At 39.4% G+C, this 20,885-nt stretch carries 14 protein-coding genes; 12 read left to right on the plus strand and 2 right to left on the minus strand.

Translation table 11 applies throughout. From position 1 onward, the window contains the following. Positions 1 to 159 precede the first annotated feature (159 nt). The 7 genes from K5Q34_RS00145 (at position 160) to K5Q34_RS00175 (ending at position 5,929) form a co-directional block, all read left to right on the plus strand. The gene (locus tag K5Q34_RS00145) at positions 160 to 885 is read left to right on the plus strand and encodes a TipC family immunity protein (protein ID WP_208546466.1); all 726 of its coding nucleotides are present in this window, start codon (positions 160 to 162) and stop codon (positions 883 to 885) included. Between the two features lie 290 nt (positions 886 to 1,175). Beyond that, on the plus strand, positions 1,176 to 1,919 hold the full coding sequence (locus K5Q34_RS00150; RefSeq protein WP_221864321.1) for a translation initiation factor 2: 744 nt from the start codon (positions 1,176 to 1,178) through the stop codon (positions 1,917 to 1,919). A 423-nt stretch (positions 1,920 to 2,342) separates the two neighbouring features. Continuing rightward, positions 2,343 to 3,026, plus strand: coding sequence for a YjjG family noncanonical pyrimidine nucleotidase (locus K5Q34_RS00155; RefSeq protein ID WP_221864322.1), 684 nt, complete (start codon positions 2,343 to 2,345; stop codon positions 3,024 to 3,026). A gap of 67 nt (positions 3,027 to 3,093) precedes the next feature. After that, complete coding sequence (locus K5Q34_RS00160) at positions 3,094 to 3,858, plus strand: CPBP family intramembrane glutamic endopeptidase (RefSeq protein ID WP_221864323.1); 765 nt, start codon at positions 3,094 to 3,096, stop codon at positions 3,856 to 3,858. 256 nt (positions 3,859 to 4,114) lie between these two features. After that, on the plus strand, positions 4,115 to 4,366 hold the full coding sequence (locus K5Q34_RS00165) for a phage holin (RefSeq protein WP_024384420.1): 252 nt from the start codon (positions 4,115 to 4,117) through the stop codon (positions 4,364 to 4,366). A gap of 275 nt (positions 4,367 to 4,641) precedes the next feature. Beyond that, positions 4,642 to 5,397 carry an LD-carboxypeptidase LdcB/DacB gene (ldcB, locus tag K5Q34_RS00170; protein WP_221864324.1) on the plus strand — a complete coding sequence of 252 codons (756 nt, stop codon included), beginning with the start codon at positions 4,642 to 4,644 and terminating at the stop codon, positions 5,395 to 5,397. Between the two features lie 88 nt (positions 5,398 to 5,485). Beyond that, complete coding sequence (locus tag K5Q34_RS00175; RefSeq protein WP_002935466.1) at positions 5,486 to 5,929, plus strand: VOC family protein; 444 nt, start codon at positions 5,486 to 5,488, stop codon at positions 5,927 to 5,929. A 27-nt stretch (positions 5,930 to 5,956) separates the two neighbouring features. Here K5Q34_RS00175 and K5Q34_RS00180 read toward each other — a convergent pair whose 3' ends face one another. Beyond that, positions 5,957 to 7,567, minus strand: coding sequence for a hypothetical protein (locus tag K5Q34_RS00180; protein ID WP_024407051.1), 1,611 nt, complete (start codon positions 7,565 to 7,567; stop codon positions 5,957 to 5,959). Continuing rightward, a complete protein-coding gene (locus K5Q34_RS00185; protein ID WP_024407052.1) occupies positions 7,564 to 8,307 on the minus strand; it encodes an ABC transporter ATP-binding protein in 744 nt (247 codons plus the stop codon). The genes K5Q34_RS00180 and K5Q34_RS00185 overlap by 4 nt, the downstream gene beginning before the upstream one ends. A gap of 454 nt (positions 8,308 to 8,761) precedes the next feature. Between K5Q34_RS00185 and uvrC the strand changes: the two genes are divergently transcribed. The 5 genes from uvrC (at position 8,762) to K5Q34_RS00210 (ending at position 20,736) form a co-directional block, all read left to right on the plus strand. Further along, positions 8,762 to 10,531 (plus strand): excinuclease ABC subunit UvrC, encoded by a 1,770-nt coding sequence (gene uvrC / locus K5Q34_RS00190; protein ID WP_024376506.1) that lies wholly within the window; start codon positions 8,762 to 8,764, stop codon positions 10,529 to 10,531. 701 nt (positions 10,532 to 11,232) lie between these two features. Beyond that, positions 11,233 to 11,361, plus strand: coding sequence for a DUF4044 domain-containing protein (locus K5Q34_RS00195; RefSeq protein WP_002943675.1), 129 nt, complete (start codon positions 11,233 to 11,235; stop codon positions 11,359 to 11,361). A 204-nt stretch (positions 11,362 to 11,565) separates the two neighbouring features. Continuing rightward, positions 11,566 to 12,879 carry a GTPase ObgE gene (obgE, locus tag K5Q34_RS00200; RefSeq protein ID WP_032501615.1) on the plus strand — a complete coding sequence of 438 codons (1,314 nt, stop codon included), beginning with the start codon at positions 11,566 to 11,568 and terminating at the stop codon, positions 12,877 to 12,879. A 187-nt stretch (positions 12,880 to 13,066) separates the two neighbouring features. Next, positions 13,067 to 13,231, plus strand: coding sequence for a hypothetical protein (locus K5Q34_RS00205; RefSeq protein ID WP_024384426.1), 165 nt, complete (start codon positions 13,067 to 13,069; stop codon positions 13,229 to 13,231). A gap of 287 nt (positions 13,232 to 13,518) precedes the next feature. After that, positions 13,519 to 20,736 (plus strand): MucBP domain-containing protein, encoded by a 7,218-nt coding sequence (locus K5Q34_RS00210; RefSeq protein ID WP_221864325.1) that lies wholly within the window; start codon positions 13,519 to 13,521, stop codon positions 20,734 to 20,736. The last annotated feature ends 149 nt before the right edge of the window (positions 20,737 to 20,885 follow it).

Raw genomic sequence — 20,885 nt, forward strand, 5'->3', positions numbered from 1 at the left:
ATAATTTTATCGACTTGAAATCATCTAGACTTTTCTAGGTGATTTCTTTTTGGTATGGTAGAATAAATTTGTAAATTTTTGATAACAAAATATCAGGTGGAAACTGTTAAGTAGCTCATCAATTTATTCAAGATTTGAGCCAATGATGTGGAGGTATATATGAATCACAAATTTTCAAAATATTTTTTTATAATTGTCATAATTGTCACGAGCTCATTTCTGATTTTTAAAGTTTTTAATTACTATAGTCAAAAGATAAAATACAATTCCTTAGAAAATGTATTCTTAGAGATGAACTATGCCGAGGTATATAGTGGGGCACTGAAAGGCTTACCAGATTTGAGTACTGTTTTAGGAAGTTCGCAATCATTTAGAGAACCGGATCAAATAATTGGACTAGGGATAGACGGGGACTTATTTGATAATGAAAGTTTACAAGTAATTGTTGGTATAAATGAAACATTTATTGTTGAATACCGGCGATTAATATCAGAAAATGTTTACCTATACATTTGTTATAACTATAGAGAACGTAAACTAAAGGAGACTATTGAAATTTCCAATTCAGATGATTCATTGGCGTGGGCAGAATCAGGTTATTGGATAGATAAAAAAAGAGGTGAAGCGGTAAATCTGCAAGAACATCTAGAGAGTTCCTATTGGTTTTCTTCCTCCAAAGGCCTCCCTTCTTTGCAATTAACTGAAAAAGAAGAAGTATTAAATTATTTGAAAACTTATGGTATAGATGCTACTTGGTTAAGGGAAAAATCATCCTATATTTTGAATAATGTCGTTCTCAAGACTTGGTTTGAAAAGGGGAGTCAACGCTATTCGTTTGACAATCTTGGGGATGTTAAAATTATAGAATCAAGTGTATTAAAATAAATTGCAAACTTATCTATTGTAGTACAGATTTCTTCATTTTAGAGTCTAAAATCTGACAGTTTCATTCAAAGTCCATGTTTCTCATTGATAAACCACAAATATAGAAAAAAAACGGATAGCTCCAAGAGAAAATACTACTTGTATTGTTATACTGATAGTAGTTAAAAGTCTTTTATTTGCTAGAGACTCTCATCTTAGTAAGGAAGGGATAGCCTAGAAATGGGACGATTAGCTTGCCAATATTTTTGTAGCTAGCGCAAAAATAGATTAAATAAAAGAAGGAGACTCTTATGAGCAAACGTAAAATTATATCAAGTTTATTTTTAAGTGCTACCGTATTGGGAGGATTGCTGTTTACACAGACACCAACCGTAAAAGCAATTGAGTCAGAGGGAGTACAAATAATAAGTCCGAAAAGCGAGTCAGCACCAATTTTTTCTCTTGGAGAACTTATTCAAGAGACTAACTATAACGACTTGGTCCAAAAGTCAGTATCTATTGAAGATTTTTCGACAAATAGCAATAACGAGTTTACATGGAAAGTAAAGTTCGATCCTACACATTGGAACTTCACCAATGACAAGGGAGGGTACTACTTTATTATTCCTGAGGGCTTAAAGTTGAAAAGTATTACTGACCAAAACGGTGAAAAATTACTTGAACAATTCCCTAAAAATGTCAGCGATAGCAACAATAATTCTGACAGTAAGTACCGTCTCTTTAAAAAAGAAAGCGACGCATCTGGAGATCGTAATTTCGAAAGTCAATGGGGCTGGTCAGCAGGACGTGTAGGCAGTTGGCAAGTAAACCAATGGAAAGATGAAAATGCGTTTTCAGAGATTTATTATATCGATAAGCCTGGTCACAGCGGACCAGTGACCTACCAGTTGTCAGCAGAAGTAACAGATCCAAGTAAAGCTAACCAATCTTTCCCTCTGGTAGCAGTCATGAAGAACTATTACGCTAAAACTTGGTATCTTGGTGAACCAGCTTCGCTTGCAGGACTTGATGTGAAAGTTGAATGGCCGAAATAAGTGACTGACAATTTGCAGAACTAAGCTAACCAGTGGCAATCGTGTGTAGTTAAGGCTACTACGATTGCCTTTTTCTGCGAGTCCTCATCTTTTCGCTTGAATAAACTAGTGCTTATATAATATGATGAGGAAATGGGTGTGCTGATACTCAATAAAAATCAAAAGTAGCCTAGGAAACGAAGCCGATGACAGAACTCTGTTGTTTTCTTATTTCAAGGCAACAGGCTAAAAAGCCCCACAGGAGCTTTTCACTCATCGAGGCAAGTTGACAATGGATAATTTTGATTTGTAAAGAGTATGAAATCTGAAAAACAGTATAATAGAGCCTAGGACACAGAGCTATTTTTTAAAAAACTGTGGTATACTTTAGACATACTGCCTGACATCGCTTTACTAGTTTCTGCTTAGAAAGGATTTATCATCTTGCAATACAAACACTTACTCTTTGATCTTGACCATACTCTTCTTGATTTTAGCCGTGGAGAAGAAGTAGCCTTAACCCAGTTTTTGACAGCTATGGAGGTTGAAGATATTCAAGCTTTTAAAGAAGTCTATCGACCGCTCAACCAGGCCATGTGGAAGGATTTGGAAAAAGGGAATATTACAAAGAAAGAGCTGATCAATACCCGCTTTTCACGGACCTTTGCCCACTTTGGTCGGCAAGTTGATGGAAGGGAGATGGCCTTGCGCTACCAAGAATTTATTGGGCGGCAGGGAAAAATTTTTACAGGTGCAGATAAGCTTTTACAGGAATTGACACACCGAGGCTACCAGATTTATGCGGCGACCAACGGCGTGACCTATATACAGGAAAATCGCTTGCTTCACTCACTGATTCAATCGTATTTCAAAGAAGTATTTATTTCTGAGCAGATGGGGACGCAAAAGCCTGCGGCTGATTTTTATGAAAAAATAGCAGAGCAGATTTCAGGTTTTCAGTTTGATCAAGCCTTAATGATTGGGGACAGTTTGACAGCAGATATTCAAGGCGGCAATAATGCTGGCATGGATACTGTTTGGTACAATCCGACTCATATGATAAACAAGAGTAAGGCAGTTCCAACCTATACAATTAGTAGCTATCAAGAATTATTGGACTTACTATAGAATGTTTTAAAATTCTATAAGATTTTTCGTATATTTGTAATAAAAAACACACTATAAGGAGGAAAAGGTGAAAAGATTACTGAGACACATTCGTCCAACCAAGCCCCTAAAAGAACTCACTTGGATAGATTTGATTATGATCACAACGATTTTATGTGGTAATGCTATTTATACCTCAACCATGCAATGGATAGCATCATTTTCCGCAACAGAAACCGTTGAAACAGGGGTTCTATCGTTTAGTCCAGCCGATAATTGGTGGGCTCTAGCCAATCAAGGAAAGTTATTCCTGTTTGCCCTGGTGTATTTATTGATTCGGAATTATGATTTCAAGCAGCTAAAAGTAAAATTAGAGTGGAGAGTTTTACTCTGGGGACCACTCATTTTCATCGGTGCTGGTCTGATTAGTGATTTGGCATTTACAGCCTTTTCATATATTCCAGGTCTGTCAGGTGGGTATAATTTCCTCGGATACTTGCCTTACTATGACTGGAATATCATGACAGTGCTCAACCGTTTCCTAGCGGTTGACTACAGCACAGTTATCTATTCCTTGTTTAATGGCTTCTATGAAGAGTTCTTTTTCTTAGGCTTATTGTTGAGTACAGATAAGAAAAAGCGTTCGCTGGTCTTACTCTTTTCAACAATTGTCCGTATATCTTTCCATACCTATCAAGGAATGGTATCTGCTCTTGTTATTGGTGTAGCCTTCGGTCTTTTCTATTACTACATGTACACAAGGAAAAATGATAATTTATTGCCCTATTTCTTAGGGCATGCTCTTGCGGATATGGTTGGTACAAGTTTCTTCTCATTGTTTATTGCAGGGTAAATAATGCAGAGAACGGACATCAAGCTAATCGAGAAAAATTTCTTTCTCCCTACAGCTGACAAACGGATGATGATATGTAGTTTCTATCAACTCGGTATCATCACCCGTTTTATTATGCTGATATTTAGTCATTTGAATTAGTTTTGCTACATGGTCTCTTTCGATTACTTTATCATATTTTTTATCCCATATTTTTTTGAATTAACGGTTTATTTATGTTAAAATGTATTTTTATACATCAAAAAGGAGTATAGATATGAAACAAATAAAGAATCGTTTAAAAAAACATATGTTTTGGATTGGACTCATTTCGTTGGTATTGATGCTCGTTGATAATGTCCTATTTTGTTATTTTAATATTGAATGTAGTCGTACCTTAAACCAAATCGAGCAGACGATTTGTATCATCCTTAGTATTCTTGTATTTTTAGGAGTGCTAAATAATAAACCGGATGTGAAGGTAGAAGACATCCTAAAAAATGGTATGTCATCTAAAAATCAACAATAATGTTTGTTTAGAAACTACTGATGAGGTATCTAGTTGTACTTACAGTTCAGTATCTCTAGCTACGACTATTTAACATCATATATGTCCACCAGTCGAAAGGCTGGTGTTTCTGTTTATGACACATATGTTATCATGAATGCCACTATTTGAAGGAAAAGAATCGAGAGAAATTCAATGAACACTAAAAATATCAATAGTAGTTAAAATCATAAGCCGTCATTAGACTGAGTTTTATGATTGTGCTACAATAGACATAATTATAAGAGAACGGGGTGATGATAATGAAACGTACTATTCTATTATGCTTGCCGACAATACTGTTACTAGTAGCATGTCATCAAAAGCCGGATCAGGCCAATACTACAAAAAATTCGTTAACAGTTATTTCGACTACTTCAAGTCAGTATGCTTCAACAGCTTCGGAGCAGTCAACAAGCAGCTCTACATCGGCGGAAACGAATCAAGAAGTAACAAGTACAGAGACTCAGGTAAATTTTAACGGTTCCTATTATAGTGTACAAGGAAAATATGGCGAAGTGATTATCGCCAATAAAAAACATCCGCTTGCAGCTGATTATGCACCGGGCGAAAATCCTGAAGCCTTAGCAGCTTTTCAACGTTTAATAGCAGATATGCAGGCGCTAGGATTTGGTATCTCCAATAACTACAGTGGATTTCGTTCCTATGAAACTCAGGCAAACCTCTACCAGTCTTATGTAAATCAAGAAGGACAAGCAGCGGCAGATAGGTATTCTGCAAGAGCTGGATATAGTGAACATCAGACAGGATTAGCCTTTGATTTATTGGATACAAGTGGTAATTTATTAGAAGAACCCAATGCTTCTCAGTGGTTGGCTACGAATGCGCATCTATATGGCTTTATTGTCCGCTATCTTCCGGGAAAAGAGTCTAGCACAGGCTATATGGCAGAATCCTGGCATGTGCGATATATTGGTCAAGAAGCGACAGATATTTACAATTCAGGCTTGACCTTGGAAGAATATTTTGGTGTACCAGGTGGAGACTACTAATTTTACATTTGGTCAGAAATAAGTCGAAAAATTTGTCCGTATAACTAACTCGTGATATAATAAACCATCATAATTTTGGAGGTCCATCATGCTTAAAGCAATGGAAGTATACTTGGTTACTAACGGTAATGGTTTGGAAGCTATCGAGTTTTATAAAAATGCTCTTGGGGCAACAGTGGAGCAAGTAAATCTATTTAAAGATTTCTTACCAGACTGCCCTGCAGAACTAGAAAATTACGTGATGAATGCACAGTTTCGTTTGAATGGTCAACGGTTTATGTTGTCAGACAACAACCCAGAAATGCCTTATACAGTAGGTGACAATATTACAGTTGCGCTTATCACAGATGATGCTGAGACAGCGCAGGAACTATATAGCAAGTTATCCGTAGATGCAACTGCTATCAATATGGAACTTCAAGCAGTTCCTTGGTCTCCTGCTTATGGCAATGTAACAGACAAGTTTGGTATCTCTTGGCAAATCAATGCTGAAGTAGAAGGCTACGGTCAGGAATATTACGCAGAAAACTAAAATAGATTGGACAATGCCTTGTCCAATCTATTTTAGTTTTTGCCAATAAGCTTTGTAGATATATAGTTGAAGAGCAGCTGATAGGATGAGCAGTAAGGTCATCAAGGCTGAGCTTACATAAGCAGCACCAATAGTGCCAGCTAATATGATGCTGACAACTAGAATGATGGCTCCGAGAAACATTGTTCCTATGATCGATCCAGCAATCAACCATTGACCCGCTCCGCGACCGAATAACTGGTTACTATTTTGCCAGTTGAGCATGAGGAGTCGTTGGTCACGCCAGTAATAAATCTGACCAGTTAGCAGGGCTGAGATAATGATGCCGACTGTAAAGAAGAATGCTAGAATGAATTTGACTTTCATGAAACCTAGAGCCAAAGCAAAGTAAAGTAGAGTCGGTAGTGCAAATTGCACGGCAGCCAATACCCAGAATTTTTGGATGATAAATTTTTTGAAACTTATAGGAAGCGTTCGAATGAAATGATAATTTTCCTTCTCCAATGACATGGCCACTCCGATGAAGGTTGTAGAACCAGCAAATAGACTGCCAAGCAAGAATCCAGCTAATAGAGCAATACCAAAGAAATCCCATTCAACTGAACTCAGACCACCATTCTCTGTGAAACGGCTAAAACTTGGAAAAAGCGCCACTCCCATAATGATTGGTTGTATCATGGTTTGGACCATGAGGTTGCTATCTTTAAGAGTAGATAGGTGGTGTTTCACTAAAGCCTGATTGAGATTGCTAGGAATCTTGGCAGATTTAGCATTATTGGTCCGTTTTGTCGAAGCATTTTCAATCGCCAAAACTTGATTAAAGTAGTTGGGAATGACAGTTTTAAACGCAAACACAATAAGTCCAATCATCAAAATGAGAGGAAGTCCAAAATGAAGGAGTGTTTCTAGTGAGATAGTATGGCTGACCAAGTAATGGAATCCAGCAAATATAGGTATGATTGGAAAATCAACAAAGCCACCAGATTCGAGTGAAACGGTCTGCTGAGATTGCAGGAACATGAGTGCAGCAAAAGCCAGCAAGGAAGAACCTGTCATCAGGATTGTAGAAATCAATGTTTTACGAGGGCTTTTTGTCAGAACTTCCCCGACAAAGTGCATGATAATCAGATTGACTAAATTAACTAAAATCCAGAGAATCAAAAAGGAAGGAATGGAAGCTAAGGCGAGGAGCGGACCGCCAATTTGCCAGTAAGTGATTAGAAGTAAAGACAGACACGGCATGAGGAAGGGTAAGACCATCCCTTGTGCAGAGAGGATTTTAGCAAGGAAGACTTCTTGTGGCTTCAGGGGAAGTGCTAAATACAACTTTGTATCCTTACTATCGTAGAAAACGGAGAAGAAACCTGTAAAACCGTAGACGATAGCAATAATGGTAAAGAGCGCTAGTTGCAGAGAAAAGAAACCGATGGACTGACTATAATCTACTCCCATGAAAAAGACAGAATAGAGAAGTCCGAAACTCAAAACCATAAATACTTGTTGCAAGAGGACACTTTTATAGGCTGAAAAGGAGGCGTCTTTGCGCTTGCTTTGTTTCTTCTTGACGGAAGCTAGAAGTTGAGGATTGGAATAAAGAATATTAATCTTTACTAGTTCCCAAATGATGGATTTACTCATACTTCCTCACCTGCCTTCACTTGTTGGCGTCCAGCTAATTCCAAATAGATGGTCTCCAAATCTTTATCTGGATACTGTGATTTGAGTTCATCTAGACTTCCTACGAAAATGAGTTGCCCTTTTCGAAGAATAGCAATGCGGTCACAGAGTTGTTCAGCTACTGAAAGGACGTGTGTAGAAAATAGAACGGTGTGACCAGACTGAGCATGTTCTTTCATCATTTGTTTTAGGTCGAAAGAGGCCTGAGGATCCAGTCCAGTTAGGGGTTCATCCAAAATCCAAATATCAGGGTTAGGGATCAATGCACCAATAATAATGGTTTTCTGACGCATACCGTGTGAAAAACTATCAATAGGCTCATGCTGGCGCGCGGTCATATCAAATAGACTAGATAGTTTAGCGATACGGTCATCAACTGCATCCTTTTCTACACCATAGACCTTGCCCATAAAGTGCCAGTATTCAAAAGCTGTTAAGTGTAGGAAGATGTCTGGCGAATCTGGAACGTAGGCTATCCGTTTCTTGACTTCATCACGGTTCTCCTCTAGGTTTAAACCATCAACAGAGATAGTTCCATAACTGGCTTCGATTATCGAAGTCAATAGACTGATTGTCGTTGTTTTTCCTGCCCCATTGTGACCGATTAAACCGAAAATCTCGCCGCTTTCAATTGTCAAATTTAGGTCATCAAGTGCGATTGTTTCGCCGTATGTTTTTGTGATATGGTCAAATTGTATCATAGTAACCTCCTTGTTATTCGTGAACTAAAAGTAGGAGCTTGCTAGGTATTCCGAGCCGTATTCCAATGTTCTTCGAATAATATATACAATTAATTACATTTATTATACTGCTGAATTAGTACAAAAGCAATAGTTTCTATCAATATTTTTGTAGTATAGATGCGGATATATTCTAAGAAGTCGAGTATCGTCATTTAGTTTTTCTTTTATTACTTCGACGTAAGAGGAAACTCCGTTTCCTTATTTCCAACTTCCAACACTCCACTGGATTGTTGGAACTCGCCTTGCCTAACTTCAGTTATGCCTGCGGCTTTTGAAGCGAACTTGGTTCGCGCTATTTCCAGCCTTCAAAGGTTCCCCAAACCTTTGAAGCGAGTACTAAAAGTAAACTAAAAGACTATATACAATGGAGTGGAATAAGCTCGATTATCAGAAAATTTGCTATAATAGACCTATGAACGATTTGATCAAGCATAAGTTGGAGTTGCTGCCGGACAGTCCGGGTTGCTACCTCCATAAAAACAAGTACGGAAAGATTATCTATGTGGGCAAGGCCAAAAACCTGCGCAATCGGGTGCGGTCTTATTTTCGTGGTGCCCATGATACCAAGACAGAGGCCTTGGTATCTGAAATTGCCGACTTTGAATTTATCGTGACAGATTCCAATATCGAGGCCCTCTTACTGGAAATCAATCTGATTCAGGAAAACAAGCCTCGCTATAACATCATGCTCAAGGATGACAAGTCCTATCCCTTTATCAAAATTACCAAGGAACGCCATCCACGGTTGATGATTACACGGCAGATAAAAAAAGATGGCGGTCAGTATTTTGGACCCTATCCAGATGTGGGGGCGGCCAACCAGACCCTCAAACTATTGGAACGCCTCTATCCTTTCCGCAAGTGTAAATTGCCTGAGAACAAGTATTGTCTTTATTATCATTTGGGGCAATGTTTGGCCCATGGAGAAAACCTGCCCAGCCTGTCTGACTATGACAAGATGGCTAAGGAAGTGGCCCAGTTCTTGACAGGACATGATGATAAGATTGTCAAGGAAGTGCAGGACAAGATGAAGGTAGCTGCTGGTAATTTGGAATTTGAAAAGGCTGCAGAATACCGAGATGTCCTGCAATCCATTTCCACCCTGCGGACCAAGCAACGTGTGATGGCTCATGACTTGCAAAATCGGGATGTCTTTGGCTACTATGTGGACAAGGGCTGGATGTGTGTGCAGGTTTTCTTTGTTCGGCAGGGGAAACTGATTGAGCGAAATGTCAATCTTTTTCCATACTATAATGATGCGGACGAAGACTTTTTGACCTACATCGGTCAGTTTTACAGGGACCAGCAACATTTGATTCCCTCAGAGGTCTTGATACCGCAGGATATTGACCAAGAAGCTGTAGAGGCTTTGGTGGATACTAAAGTCCTCAAGCCCCAGCGTGGCGAGAAGAAGCAACTCATCAATCTGGCGACCAAGAATGCGCGTGTTAGTCTGGAGCAGAAGTTTAATCTGTTGGAGAAAAATCTGGAGAAGACTTATGGTGCTGTGGAGAATATCGGTCAGCTTTTGGGGATTCCGACGCCTGTGCGGATTGAGGCTTTTGATAACTCCAACATCATGGGGACCAGTCCTGTGTCAGCTATGGTGGTCTTTGAAAATGGGGTGCCTAATAAAAAGGAATACCGCAAGTATAAGATTAAGACGGTGGAGGGGCCAGACGATTATGCTTCCATGCGGGAAGTTTTGCAACGGCGGTACAGTCGGGTGCTGCGTGACGGATTGACACCGCCTGATTTGATTATCATCGATGGTGGTCAGGGCCAGGTCAATGTCGCCAAGCAGGTGATTGAGCAGGAGTTGGGTATGTCCATTCCCATTGCAGGTTTGCAGAAGAATGACAAGCACCAGACCCACGAATTGCTCTTTGGCAATCCGCTGGAAGTAGTTGAGTTGCCTCGTAATTCTCAGGAATTTTTCCTTCTGCATCGGATTCAAGATGAGGTTCACCGCTTTGCTATTGAGTTTCATCGTCAGGTTCGGTCAAAAAATTCCTTCTCATCCAAATTGGACGGCATAGAAGGTCTAGGACCAAAACGCAAACAGGCTCTGATGAAGCATTTCAAGTCTATTGGCAATATCCAGTCAGCAAGCTTGCAGGAAATCGCAGAAGCTGGTGTGCCGTATAAGGTGGCGGAGTTGGTCAAGGAAAAGTTGAAGTAAAATCAAACGGTGTAATAATATCCAAAAATCTAATAAAAATACATCGAAATACTTTACAATCTCGGTATTATATATCATAATATACATATCAAGTGTTTGATAAACTTCAATTTATTGCTAATAAAATAGAGAGTTAGGTAAAGGTTATGCAAAGATATATCAGTCCTGCAGTTGGATTATTGTTCATATTGTGTATGCTATTGCCGTTTGCATATACTACGGACAGTGAAAATTATTCTGTTTTCCTTGTGTCAGGTTGGCGGTATTTCAGCCAAAACTTGTTTTCCTTGTCCTCTATTCTAATCTTTTTAGCATTCTTTTTCATCAATTGTCAAGGTCATAAAAATATCCAACTGATTATTTTTGTCATGGCTTTTATGCTTACATTGTATTTTTATTGCTTACCCATTCTGGCTCTAGGAGAAGAATTCTGGAGTCGTATAATCGAATTGCCTATTGCTTATTACATTTGTGGTTTACTTATGCTTGTTGGAGTTGGATTAAAAGTAAAACGTTTGGTATCTGTTTAATTGCCTAATATTTCTGAAAAGCACGAGGACTGTCTTTCTAGTCAAAAGCTGGAAAGCAGTCCTTTTTAGATAATCTGGTAAATCTTGTCTTCTGGCAGGTAGAGATGAGATTTGAAAGCTCTACTAATTTATGGTAAAATGAATTATCAATGACTGATTAAGGAGAAGGCAATGGCGTTCGGCGAAGAAAAACACAAGAAAACAACATTTGAAAAAGTAACTTTAGTAATTGTTGTCGTGATGGTTGTCGTGACATTAGCTGGCTTGATTTTACCAGCCATTAATGCATTGATGAATTAAGAATCTGTATTCACTGTTCAGCACTTCTATACTAAGGCTAGTTTTTAAGCACTCATCGTTAGTTTTTTTAGAAAATACAGTCAGTATTTTGGAAAAACTACCTTGATTGGCTAAAAACGATTTCTTATATATAAGCACTTCGCTTGTGAATACAGGTCTAAAACGCTTTTAAGCGTTTTTTTCTAGGAAAGAATAGGGTAAATTATGAGTATGTTTTTAGATACTGCCAAGATTAAGGTCAAGGCAGGGAAAGGTGGCGACGGGATGGTCGCCTTCCGCCGTGAAAAGTATGTACCTAATGGCGGTCCTTGGGGCGGTGATGGTGGCCGTGGCGGAGACGTTGTTTTTGTTGTAGATGAAGGCTTGCGTACTCTCATGGACTTCCGTTATAACCGTCGTTTTAAAGCTGACGATGGTGAAAAAGGGATGACCAAGGGCATGCATGGTCGTGGTGCGGAAGACCTGATTGTTCGAGTACCACAGGGGACAACTGTTCGTGATGCGGATACTGGCAAGGTCATCACCGACTTGGTTGAAAATGGTCAAGAGTTTGTCATTGCCCACGGTGGTCGTGGTGGTCGTGGAAATATTCGTTTTGCGACACCTAAGAATCCAGCGCCCGAGATTTCAGAAAATGGAGAACCAGGTGAGGAGCGCAATCTTGAATTAGAATTGAAAGTGTTGGCTGATGTAGGTCTTGTAGGTTTCCCATCAGTTGGTAAGTCAACGCTTCTCAGTGTTATTACAGCAGCTAAGCCTAAAATTGGTGCCTACCATTTTACAACCATTGTGCCAAATTTGGGAATGGTTCGGACCAAATCTGGCGAGTCATTTGCTGTGGCAGACTTACCAGGTTTGATCGAGGGTGCTAGTCAAGGTGTTGGATTGGGAACGCAATTCCTTCGTCACATCGAGCGGACACGTGTTATCTTGCATGTTTTAGACATGTCAGCAAGTGAAGGTCGTGATCCTTATGAAGATTACGTAGCCATCAACAATGAATTGGAAACCTACAATCTTCGCCTCATGGAACGTCCTCAGATTATCGTTGCCAATAAAATGGATATGCCAGAAGCGGCAGAAAATCTGGAAGAGTTCAAGAAGAAATTGGCAGCCAACTACGACGAATTTGATGAACTTCCACAGATTTTCCCAATCTCAGGGATTGCTCACCAAGGTTTGGAAAATCTTTTGGAAGCCACAGCTGAGTTGCTCGAGAAAACGCCTGAATTCTTGCTCTACGACGAATCAGATTTCCAAGAAGAAGAGGCTTACTATGGCTTTAACCCAGATGAGCCAGAATTTGACATCAGTCGTGCAGACGATGCAAGCTGGGTTCTATCTGGTGATAAACTAGAAAAACTCTTCACCATGACTAACTTTGATCGTGACGAATCTGTCATGAAATTTGCTCGCCAGTTGCGCGGCATGGGTGTCGATGAAGCCCTCCGTGCCCGCGGAGCCAAAGACGGCGACACAGTTCGCATCGGCAAGTTCGAATTTGAGTTTGTGGACTGATACAGTCTGGGAATAGACTGTATCAGCCCGAGCCTAAAAATTCAAAAGCGAGGTTTGGAATCACATTTAAGTCCTAAAGGACTTGATGTAGTACGGTAGCCACTATGGTGGACTACCTACCAACCTTACTAATTTCATTCAGTTAATGATCGTTTGTAAACAATCTATAAAATAGTTGGAGGTTTATATGGGTGATAAACCAATATCCTTCAAGGATAAGGATGGAAATTTTGTCTCAGCAGCCGATGTATGGAATGCTGAGAAATTAGAAGAACTTTTTAATACACTTAATCCTAATCGGAAATTTCGTTTAGAAAGAGAACGATTGGCAAAGGAAAAAGAAAAAGAATAAATCCCAAATCTGCTTGTTGGCGTAAAAACAGGCAGATTTTTTATATCTACTTTTAAATGCGATATTTATCAATATTATGCTTAAAAATGCATTTAGATGTATAAATGGCGTATATATTCACTGAAATATTAATAAATATAATTTTTAAGGAAATTGGACAATATGCTTGGCGTGTTCAACTATTTATAGTATAATACAATAGATAGTTACTGAATTTTTAATGATTTTTTGTAAAATCTGTAAAATTTTTGTAATTAATAAATAAAAAATTGGGGGAGGTTTTTTCGATGCGTAAAGCTAAGAAAAAGTCGTTTAATTGGTACGGAATGAAGCAACATTTCTCAATCCGTAAATATCATTTTGGTGCTGCAAGTGTCTTGCTTGGTATGTCATTGGTGATGGGGGCAGGTGCACAAACTGTTAAAGCAGAAGAGACTGCGGCATCCTCAGATGCAACTACTACAAGTAGTACATCGGCTACTTCGACAGAAGCAAGCACAAGTACCGAGGAAGCTGTTGCTTCAACTTCAAGTCTGACTATTGATGCTCAGACTGTCACTGACCAAGAACGTATAGCAACAATTAACTATATCGTTACATATGTATTGGAAGATGGTACAGTTGTGAATGCAAGCATTGAAACTGCAACGATCAATACAACTGAAGAAGTTGCTAAGGCAACTATTCCAGTTTATGTTGAGCTACCAGCAGGTTATGAGTTGGCTACAGGTCAATCCGCAAATGTGTCTCAAGAAGTTGTAGAAAATGGTCAAAATGTTGTAACAGTTAAAGTAGTTAAAAAAGTTGAGACAACTTCATCAACAACTGTAAGTGTAGCTTCTGCAGCCGTAACACCTACATCAACAGCGGACAATATATCTTCTTCAACTCCAACGCCTACAACAGAAGAAGAAGCTAAAACTGTTCTTGAACAAGTATCTTCAGAAGCAGAGCTTTTAGTAAATGAGGCTAATCGTTTGGTTGCTGCAGATAGCACAAATGAAGCGTTGAAAATAGTTGCGGCGGCAACAAAATTGTCAGTATCTGAGGCGACAGCGGTATTAAATGATTCAACTGCAACGCTTGAAGCCGTGAATGCTCAAATTGATGCTGTTCGTTCGAACGTAGAAGCACTTGTTCTTGAGTTGCGTAAGTACTCAGAAAATGGTGATATTGTTGTAATGTTGGCAACAACTTCATCAACAAGCAACCTTACCTATGGTTTGCTTAACCAAGGACCAGGCTCAGACTTCGAAACACTTCAAACATCAGGTCAGGGTGCAATTGCAGATGGATTTACTGTGTCGCCAGACATGGATGATCCTGCAGGTGCTACAATAACTCGTCCAATTTTTACAGAAACTGCAGAATTGAAGAATGATCCGACTGCGGGTCGCTATACTTTCCTTGTTTCTAATCTTGATCCATACGCATTGGTTAATGAAACAGCTAGTCGTCAAAATTTGTATATGACTGTTTCTAGAGATATGACTGACCCAACGAATACAGATGTGTATGTTCGTATCGTCAACAAGGATACACAAATTCTACTTGGCGAAACCGTTGTATCTCTTGGGGATACAACAAAAGTTTTGAACGGTCAAATCGCAAATGTAACAATTACAGTTCCTAATCCAGCAACTAACTCATATGTTCCTCATACCTTGAACTTTACTGTCACTTATGAAAAAATAACACTTGGAGGAAAAGAGACAGATCGGTTAGAGTTTTATTATGGCAGTGCGGAGTCTCCTGATTTACGTACTAGAGCTGTTTGGCAGTCTAATGGTTTAGTGCAAAAAGGAGATCCAGTTCACAAACTTTGGAGTTATGTTCCGAAAATTGCTACTCAAACGACTTATTACCGTGTACAAGGTACTGATGAATTGATTGGAACCTATGTTATTAGTGGTCTTGAAGGTGATAAATTTACTTCTTCAACACAGCGTGATGTGACAAATTATGAATATGTTTCAGGTGCACAAGAATCGGGACAGATTTCAGAAGGATATGCTATTGGTACGACAGCAATCACAGTTGCTCCTTCACGTGCTGGGTTTATTGAGCGCCGTGTGAAAACATTTGTTTCAGAGGATGGAGATATTGTTATTACCATTCAACGTAAAGCCGCTGATGCAGATGATTCTACTTATGAGACTGTTTATACAACAGGTGTTTTGGATAATTTGAAATATTGGACGGCAGAGACCACACTCGAAGGGTACGATGCAACACGTCCATACTCATTCCCAGGTAAAACTGCATTTTGGACACTGTATAATGAGTTTGCAGAAGCTAACGTTGATACAACTTACTATTATGTTCAAAAAGGTTCAGTTGAAGTTTTCTATGTTGATGAAAAAGGAAATATCCTTCAAGATAGTAAGGTAGCTATTGCTCACGGAGATACAGGATCAGGCTACGATACAACTACACTTCGTGATGCTACAATTGTAAAAGATGGCGTTACTTACTACTACAAAAACATTGATGGTGTTGGCAATGCAGGAGTATTTGCCGCTACTACACATGCAGATGATGAGCGTATAGTAGAAGAAATTACTGCTGAAACTGGAACAGTTGCAAGCAATACTATAAAAGAACTGACGTATGTTTATGTTCCTGCTGGCCATGTAAATATCAACTATGTCAACGAAGCTGGCGATGTTATCAAAGCTAAAGTTGTTGATACAGTTGATGGGGAACCAGGGACCACTTATGATGCGACACAAGATGGTGAAAAACCAACAACAATTGTTGCAGAAGATGGCAAGACATATACATTTAAAGAAGTTTCAGCAACTTCAGCGGGAACAACTGGCGAGATCGAGGCAGGTGTTACTAAAGAAGTTATCTACGTTTATGAAGAAGTAAAAGGTAATGTTGTTGTTAATTACGTTACAACAGACGGTACCGTTATTCAGGCACCTGTAAATGATACAACAAATGCTTCAACAGGTACGACTTACGATACTACAGATAACAAACCAACAACAATCACTACAGCAGATGGTAAATCATATCGTCTAGTTCCTGCACTTACCATTGGTAATGAAAAAGGCGAAGTCGTTGTTGGTACAACAGAAGTTACCTATGTGTATGAAGAAATTAAGGGTGATGTTGTAGTTAACTATGTAAATACTGATGGTGAAGTAATTGCCGCACAAGTAGTAGATACCAAGACAACTTCAACTGGCACAGCCTATGATACAACTGATCACAAGCCAAATAAAATCACTACTGAAACTGGCGAAGTTTACTACTATAAAGAAGTTCGAGCTGGTTCAAACGAAACAGGTAAGGTTGTAGAAGGTACAACAGAAGTCACTTACGTATATGAACAAGCTGGTAATGTTGTAGTTAACTACACACTTGCTGACGGTACAGTGATCAAGGCTCCAGTAAACGACGAAACAAACGCGAAACCAGGTAGTCCATACGATACAAAAGATAACAAGCCAGAAACAATTACTACTACAGATGGCAAAGTTTACAAACTTGTTCCAGCTGCGACAATTGGTAATGAAACTGGTGACGTTGAAGCAGGTAAGACAACTGAAGTCACTTACATCTACGAAGAAGTAGTCAGCGATGTTGTTGTTGAATACTACGATACAGAGGGCAATGTCATTGCGAAAACTGTAACAGATACAGATGATGCTTCAGTTGGTACAGTTTACAACACAGATGAAGACAACCGTCCTGCGACTATCACAACTGATGATGGCACCGTTTACTACTACAAAGAAGTGAAGGATACTTCTGCACCAACAACTGGTAAAGTAGCAGAAACAACAACAACTGTTCAATATGTTTATGAAAAAGCTGGTAACGTTGTTGTTAACTACATCACAGAAGATGGTACAGTTATTAAGCAACCTGTAAATGACGAAACAAACGCTCAACCAGGCACTTCATACGACACAACCGACAACAAACCAACGACTATCACTACAGAAGATGGTAAGACTTACGAATTGATCCCAACTGCAACAATCGGTAACGAAACTGGTAACGTTGAAGCAGGTAAGACAACAGAAGTCACTTACGTCTACAAAGAAGTGAAAGGTTCAGTTGTTGTTAACTACGTAACTACTGACGGAACTGTTCTCCAAGCACCTGTTACAGACACACCAGAAACTTCAACAGGTACTCCATATGACACAACAGATGTTAAGCCAGAAACAATCACAACAGCAGACGGCAAGACATACAAACTTGTTCCAGCCCTTACAAAAGGTTCTGAAACAGGCGATGTTATTCCAGGCGTAACTGAAGTAACCTATGTGTATGAAGAAGTGAAAGGTGATGTTGTTGTTAACTATGTCAATACTGACGGAAAAGTTATTGCAACTCCAGTCGTAGATACTAAAGCAACATCAACAGGTACAGCTTACGATACAACCGACAACAAACCAGAGAAAATCATTGAAGATGCGACTGGTGATGTATACTACTACAAAGAGGTTCAGACTGGTTCAAATGAAACAGGCAAGGTTGTAGAAGGCACAACAGAAGTCACTTATGTATACGAAAAAGCTGGTAATGTTGTTGTTAACTACATCACAGAAGATGGTACAGTCATCAAGACACCTGTCAATGACGAAACAAACGCAAAACCAGGTAGTCCGTATGATACGACTGATAACAAGCCGAAGACAATTACTACCGAAGATGGTACAACATACGAACTTGTTCGCACCGATGGAAATGAGAATGGTTCAGTTGAAGGTGGTAAAACTACGGAAGTAACCTATGTTTATCGTAAAGTAGAAGCACCGGTTGCTAAAACAGGTAATGTTGTAGTTGAATATTACAATACTGACGGCGAAAAAATCGCAGCGGATGTTGAAGATACACCTGAAACAGCTGTTGGAACAGTTTATGAGACCCTTGATTACAAACCAACAACCATCACTAAAGATGGCGTGAAATACTACTACAAAGAAGTTAAAGCAACATCTGCTACTGAGAAAGGTACTGTAAGCGAAGGGACAACAACTGTTCAATATGTTTACGAACCAGGTGGTTCAGTCACAGTCAACTATGTAACGACTGACGGTGCAGTCATCAAGTCTCCTGTGAAGGATGAAGAAAACGCTGAGCCAGGTAAGTCTTATACAACAGAAGACAACAAACCAACAACCATCACAACCGAAGATGGTAAGACCTACAAACTTGTTCCAAACGCAACAACGGGTGATGAAAATGGAACAATCACTTCAGGTGAAGATAAGCAAGTAACTTATGTTTACGAAGAAGTGAAAGGAAATGTTGTTGTTAACTATATCGATACAGAAGGTAATGTTATCAAGACACCTGTCGAGGATACTAAGTCTGTATCAACAGGTACGGCATACGACACAACCGACAACAAACCAACGACCATCACGACAGAAGATGGTACAGAGTACAAACTTGTTCCTGTATTAACAAAAGGTGAGGAAACAGGTAAAGTAGTTGAAGGTACAACACAAGTAACGTATGTATACCAAAAAGTAACAACTCCTGCTCCAAAACCAAATGGTAGTGTCGTTGTTAATTATGTCAATACAAATGGTGAAACAATCGCAACTTCAGTAAATGATACAACAGATGCTAAATTGGATACACCATACGATACAACAGATTACAAACCTGCCATTATCAAACACGACGGTGTTACATACTACTACAAGGAAGTGAAATCTGGTGATAGCGAGACAGGTAATGTCGTCGAAGGTACAACAGAAGTCACATACATCTACGAACCAGGTGGTTCAGTCACAGTCAACTATGTAACGACTGACGGTGCAGTCATCAAGTCTCCTGTGAAGGATGAAGAAAACGCTGAGCCAGGCAAGTCTTATACAACAGAAGACAACAAACCAACAACCATCACAACCGAAGACGGTAAGACCTACAAACTTGTTCCAAATGCAACAACGGGTGATGAAAATGGAACAATCACTTCAGGTGAAGATAAGCAAGTAACTTATGTTTACGAAGAAGTGAAAGGAAATGTTGTTGTTAACTATATCGATACAGAAGGTAATGTTATCAAAACCCCTGTCGAAGATACTAAGTCTGCATCAACAGGTGCAGCATACGACACAACCGACAACAAACCAACTACTATCACGACTGAAGATGGTACTGTCTATGAAATCGTGCCAGTATTGACAATCGGTTCTGAATCTGGTTCTGTCGTAGAGGGTACAACACAAGTAACCTATGTTTATCGTAAGGTATCTACACCAACTCCAGCAGTTAAGAATGGTACGGTTGTTGTTAATTACGTAACAGAAGATGGTACAGTCATCAAGTCACCTGTGACAGATACGCCAACCTCTCCAGAAGGTACGTCATATGACACAACCGATAACAAGCCAACTGAAATTACAACTGAAGATGGTTCACGTTATGTATTAATCCCGTCTAAGACAATTGGTTCAGAGAATGGTACAGTTGAAGGTGGTAAGACAACAGAAATCACTTATGTGTATAAGAAGGTTGCGAACTGGATTCCAGAAATTCCAGGTGTTCCAGAAAACGAACGCCCAGTAGTTCCATATCCGTTTGATCCAAACAACCCAGACGTACCAGTAACACCAAATCCAGGTACAGTGATTCCTAACGTTCCAGGCTACACACCAGTAGATCCTAAGGACAATACACCATTGAAACCGGTCGATCCAAATGATCCAGGTAAAGGTTATGTACCACCAACACCAGATGAAACTGGTAAAGATACACCAATTCCTTATGTTCAAAACGGTAATGTTGTTGTTAACTATGTAACAGAAGATGGCACAGTCATCAAGTCACCTGTAAATGATGAAACAGATGCACCAGCCGGTAAATCTTATGATACAACCGACAACAAACCAACTACTATCACTACAGAAGATGGTACAACTTATGAGCTTGTTCGTGTTGATGGTTCAGAAAACGGTACTGTTGTAGGTGGTAAAACAACTGAGGTAACTTATGTTTACCGTAAGGTTGAAACACCTGCTAAGAAGGTTGTAACTAACCACGTTGATGAAGAAGGTAATCCGATTGCACCGCAAGAAGAAGGTACAACACCTGATAAATCAATCCCAGGATATGAGTTCACAGGTAAGACGATTACTGACGAAGATGGCAATACAACCCACATCTACAAGAAAACACCAACTAAGAAAGTTGTAACTAACCACGTTGATGAAGAAGGAAATCCTGTTGCACCACAAGAAGACGGCACAACACCAAATAAATCAATTCCTGGTTATGAATATGTACGTACTGTAGTTGATGTTGAAGGTAACACAACGCATATTTATCGCAAAGTTTCTAATAAGCCGACCCCACCTGCTACAGAAACTCCTGTGAAGCCTCAGCCAGCAACTCCGACTCCAACTGCTGATAAGGCGAAACAATTACCAAATACTGGTGAAGCTTCATCTTCAGCTGGCGTCCTTGGTGCAGCGATGTTGGTTGCAGCAATCGCCCTTGCAGGCAAACGTCGTCGTAACGAAGACTAATTATGTTTCTTTACACGAATTCTTCCCCCGATAGAATAAGTGAAGAAATTTAGATAAATGTAGAAAGAATTACCTTTCTGAAAAAATGGTCCATTGGACCATTTTTTTTGTTTGAATTTTGATATACTAGACATAGTATATTCAATGAA

Source organism: Streptococcus sp. 2018110, assembly GCF_019754115.1.
Classification (GTDB): Bacteria; Bacillota; Bacilli; order Lactobacillales; family Streptococcaceae; genus Streptococcus; species Streptococcus hashimotonensis.

Bases quoted from the DNA above. Each gene is read 5' to 3' on its own strand.
- K5Q34_RS00145 (WP_208546466.1), top strand. From the start codon at position 160: ATGAATCACAAATTTTCAAAATATTTTTTTATAATTGTCATAATTGTC.
- K5Q34_RS00150 (WP_221864321.1), top strand. From the start codon at position 1,176: ATGAGCAAACGTAAAATTATATCAAGTTTATTTTTAAGTGCTACCGTA.
- K5Q34_RS00165 (WP_024384420.1), top strand. From the start codon at position 4,115: ATGAAACAAATAAAGAATCGTTTAAAAAAACATATGTTTTGGATTGGA.
- ldcB (WP_221864324.1), top strand. From the start codon at position 4,642: ATGATAATGAAACGTACTATTCTATTATGCTTGCCGACAATACTGTTA.
- K5Q34_RS00175 (WP_002935466.1), top strand. From the start codon at position 5,486: ATGCTTAAAGCAATGGAAGTATACTTGGTTACTAACGGTAATGGTTTG.
- K5Q34_RS00180 (WP_024407051.1), bottom strand. From the start codon at position 7,567: ATGAGTAAATCCATCATTTGGGAACTAGTAAAGATTAATATTCTTTAT.
- K5Q34_RS00185 (WP_024407052.1), bottom strand. From the start codon at position 8,307: ATGATACAATTTGACCATATCACAAAAACATACGGCGAAACAATCGCA.
- uvrC (WP_024376506.1), top strand. From the start codon at position 8,762: ATGAACGATTTGATCAAGCATAAGTTGGAGTTGCTGCCGGACAGTCCG.
- K5Q34_RS00195 (WP_002943675.1), top strand. From the start codon at position 11,233: ATGGCGTTCGGCGAAGAAAAACACAAGAAAACAACATTTGAAAAAGTA.
- obgE (WP_032501615.1), top strand. From the start codon at position 11,566: ATGAGTATGTTTTTAGATACTGCCAAGATTAAGGTCAAGGCAGGGAAA.
- K5Q34_RS00205 (WP_024384426.1), top strand. From the start codon at position 13,067: ATGGGTGATAAACCAATATCCTTCAAGGATAAGGATGGAAATTTTGTC.
- K5Q34_RS00210 (WP_221864325.1), top strand. From the start codon at position 13,519: ATGCGTAAAGCTAAGAAAAAGTCGTTTAATTGGTACGGAATGAAGCAA.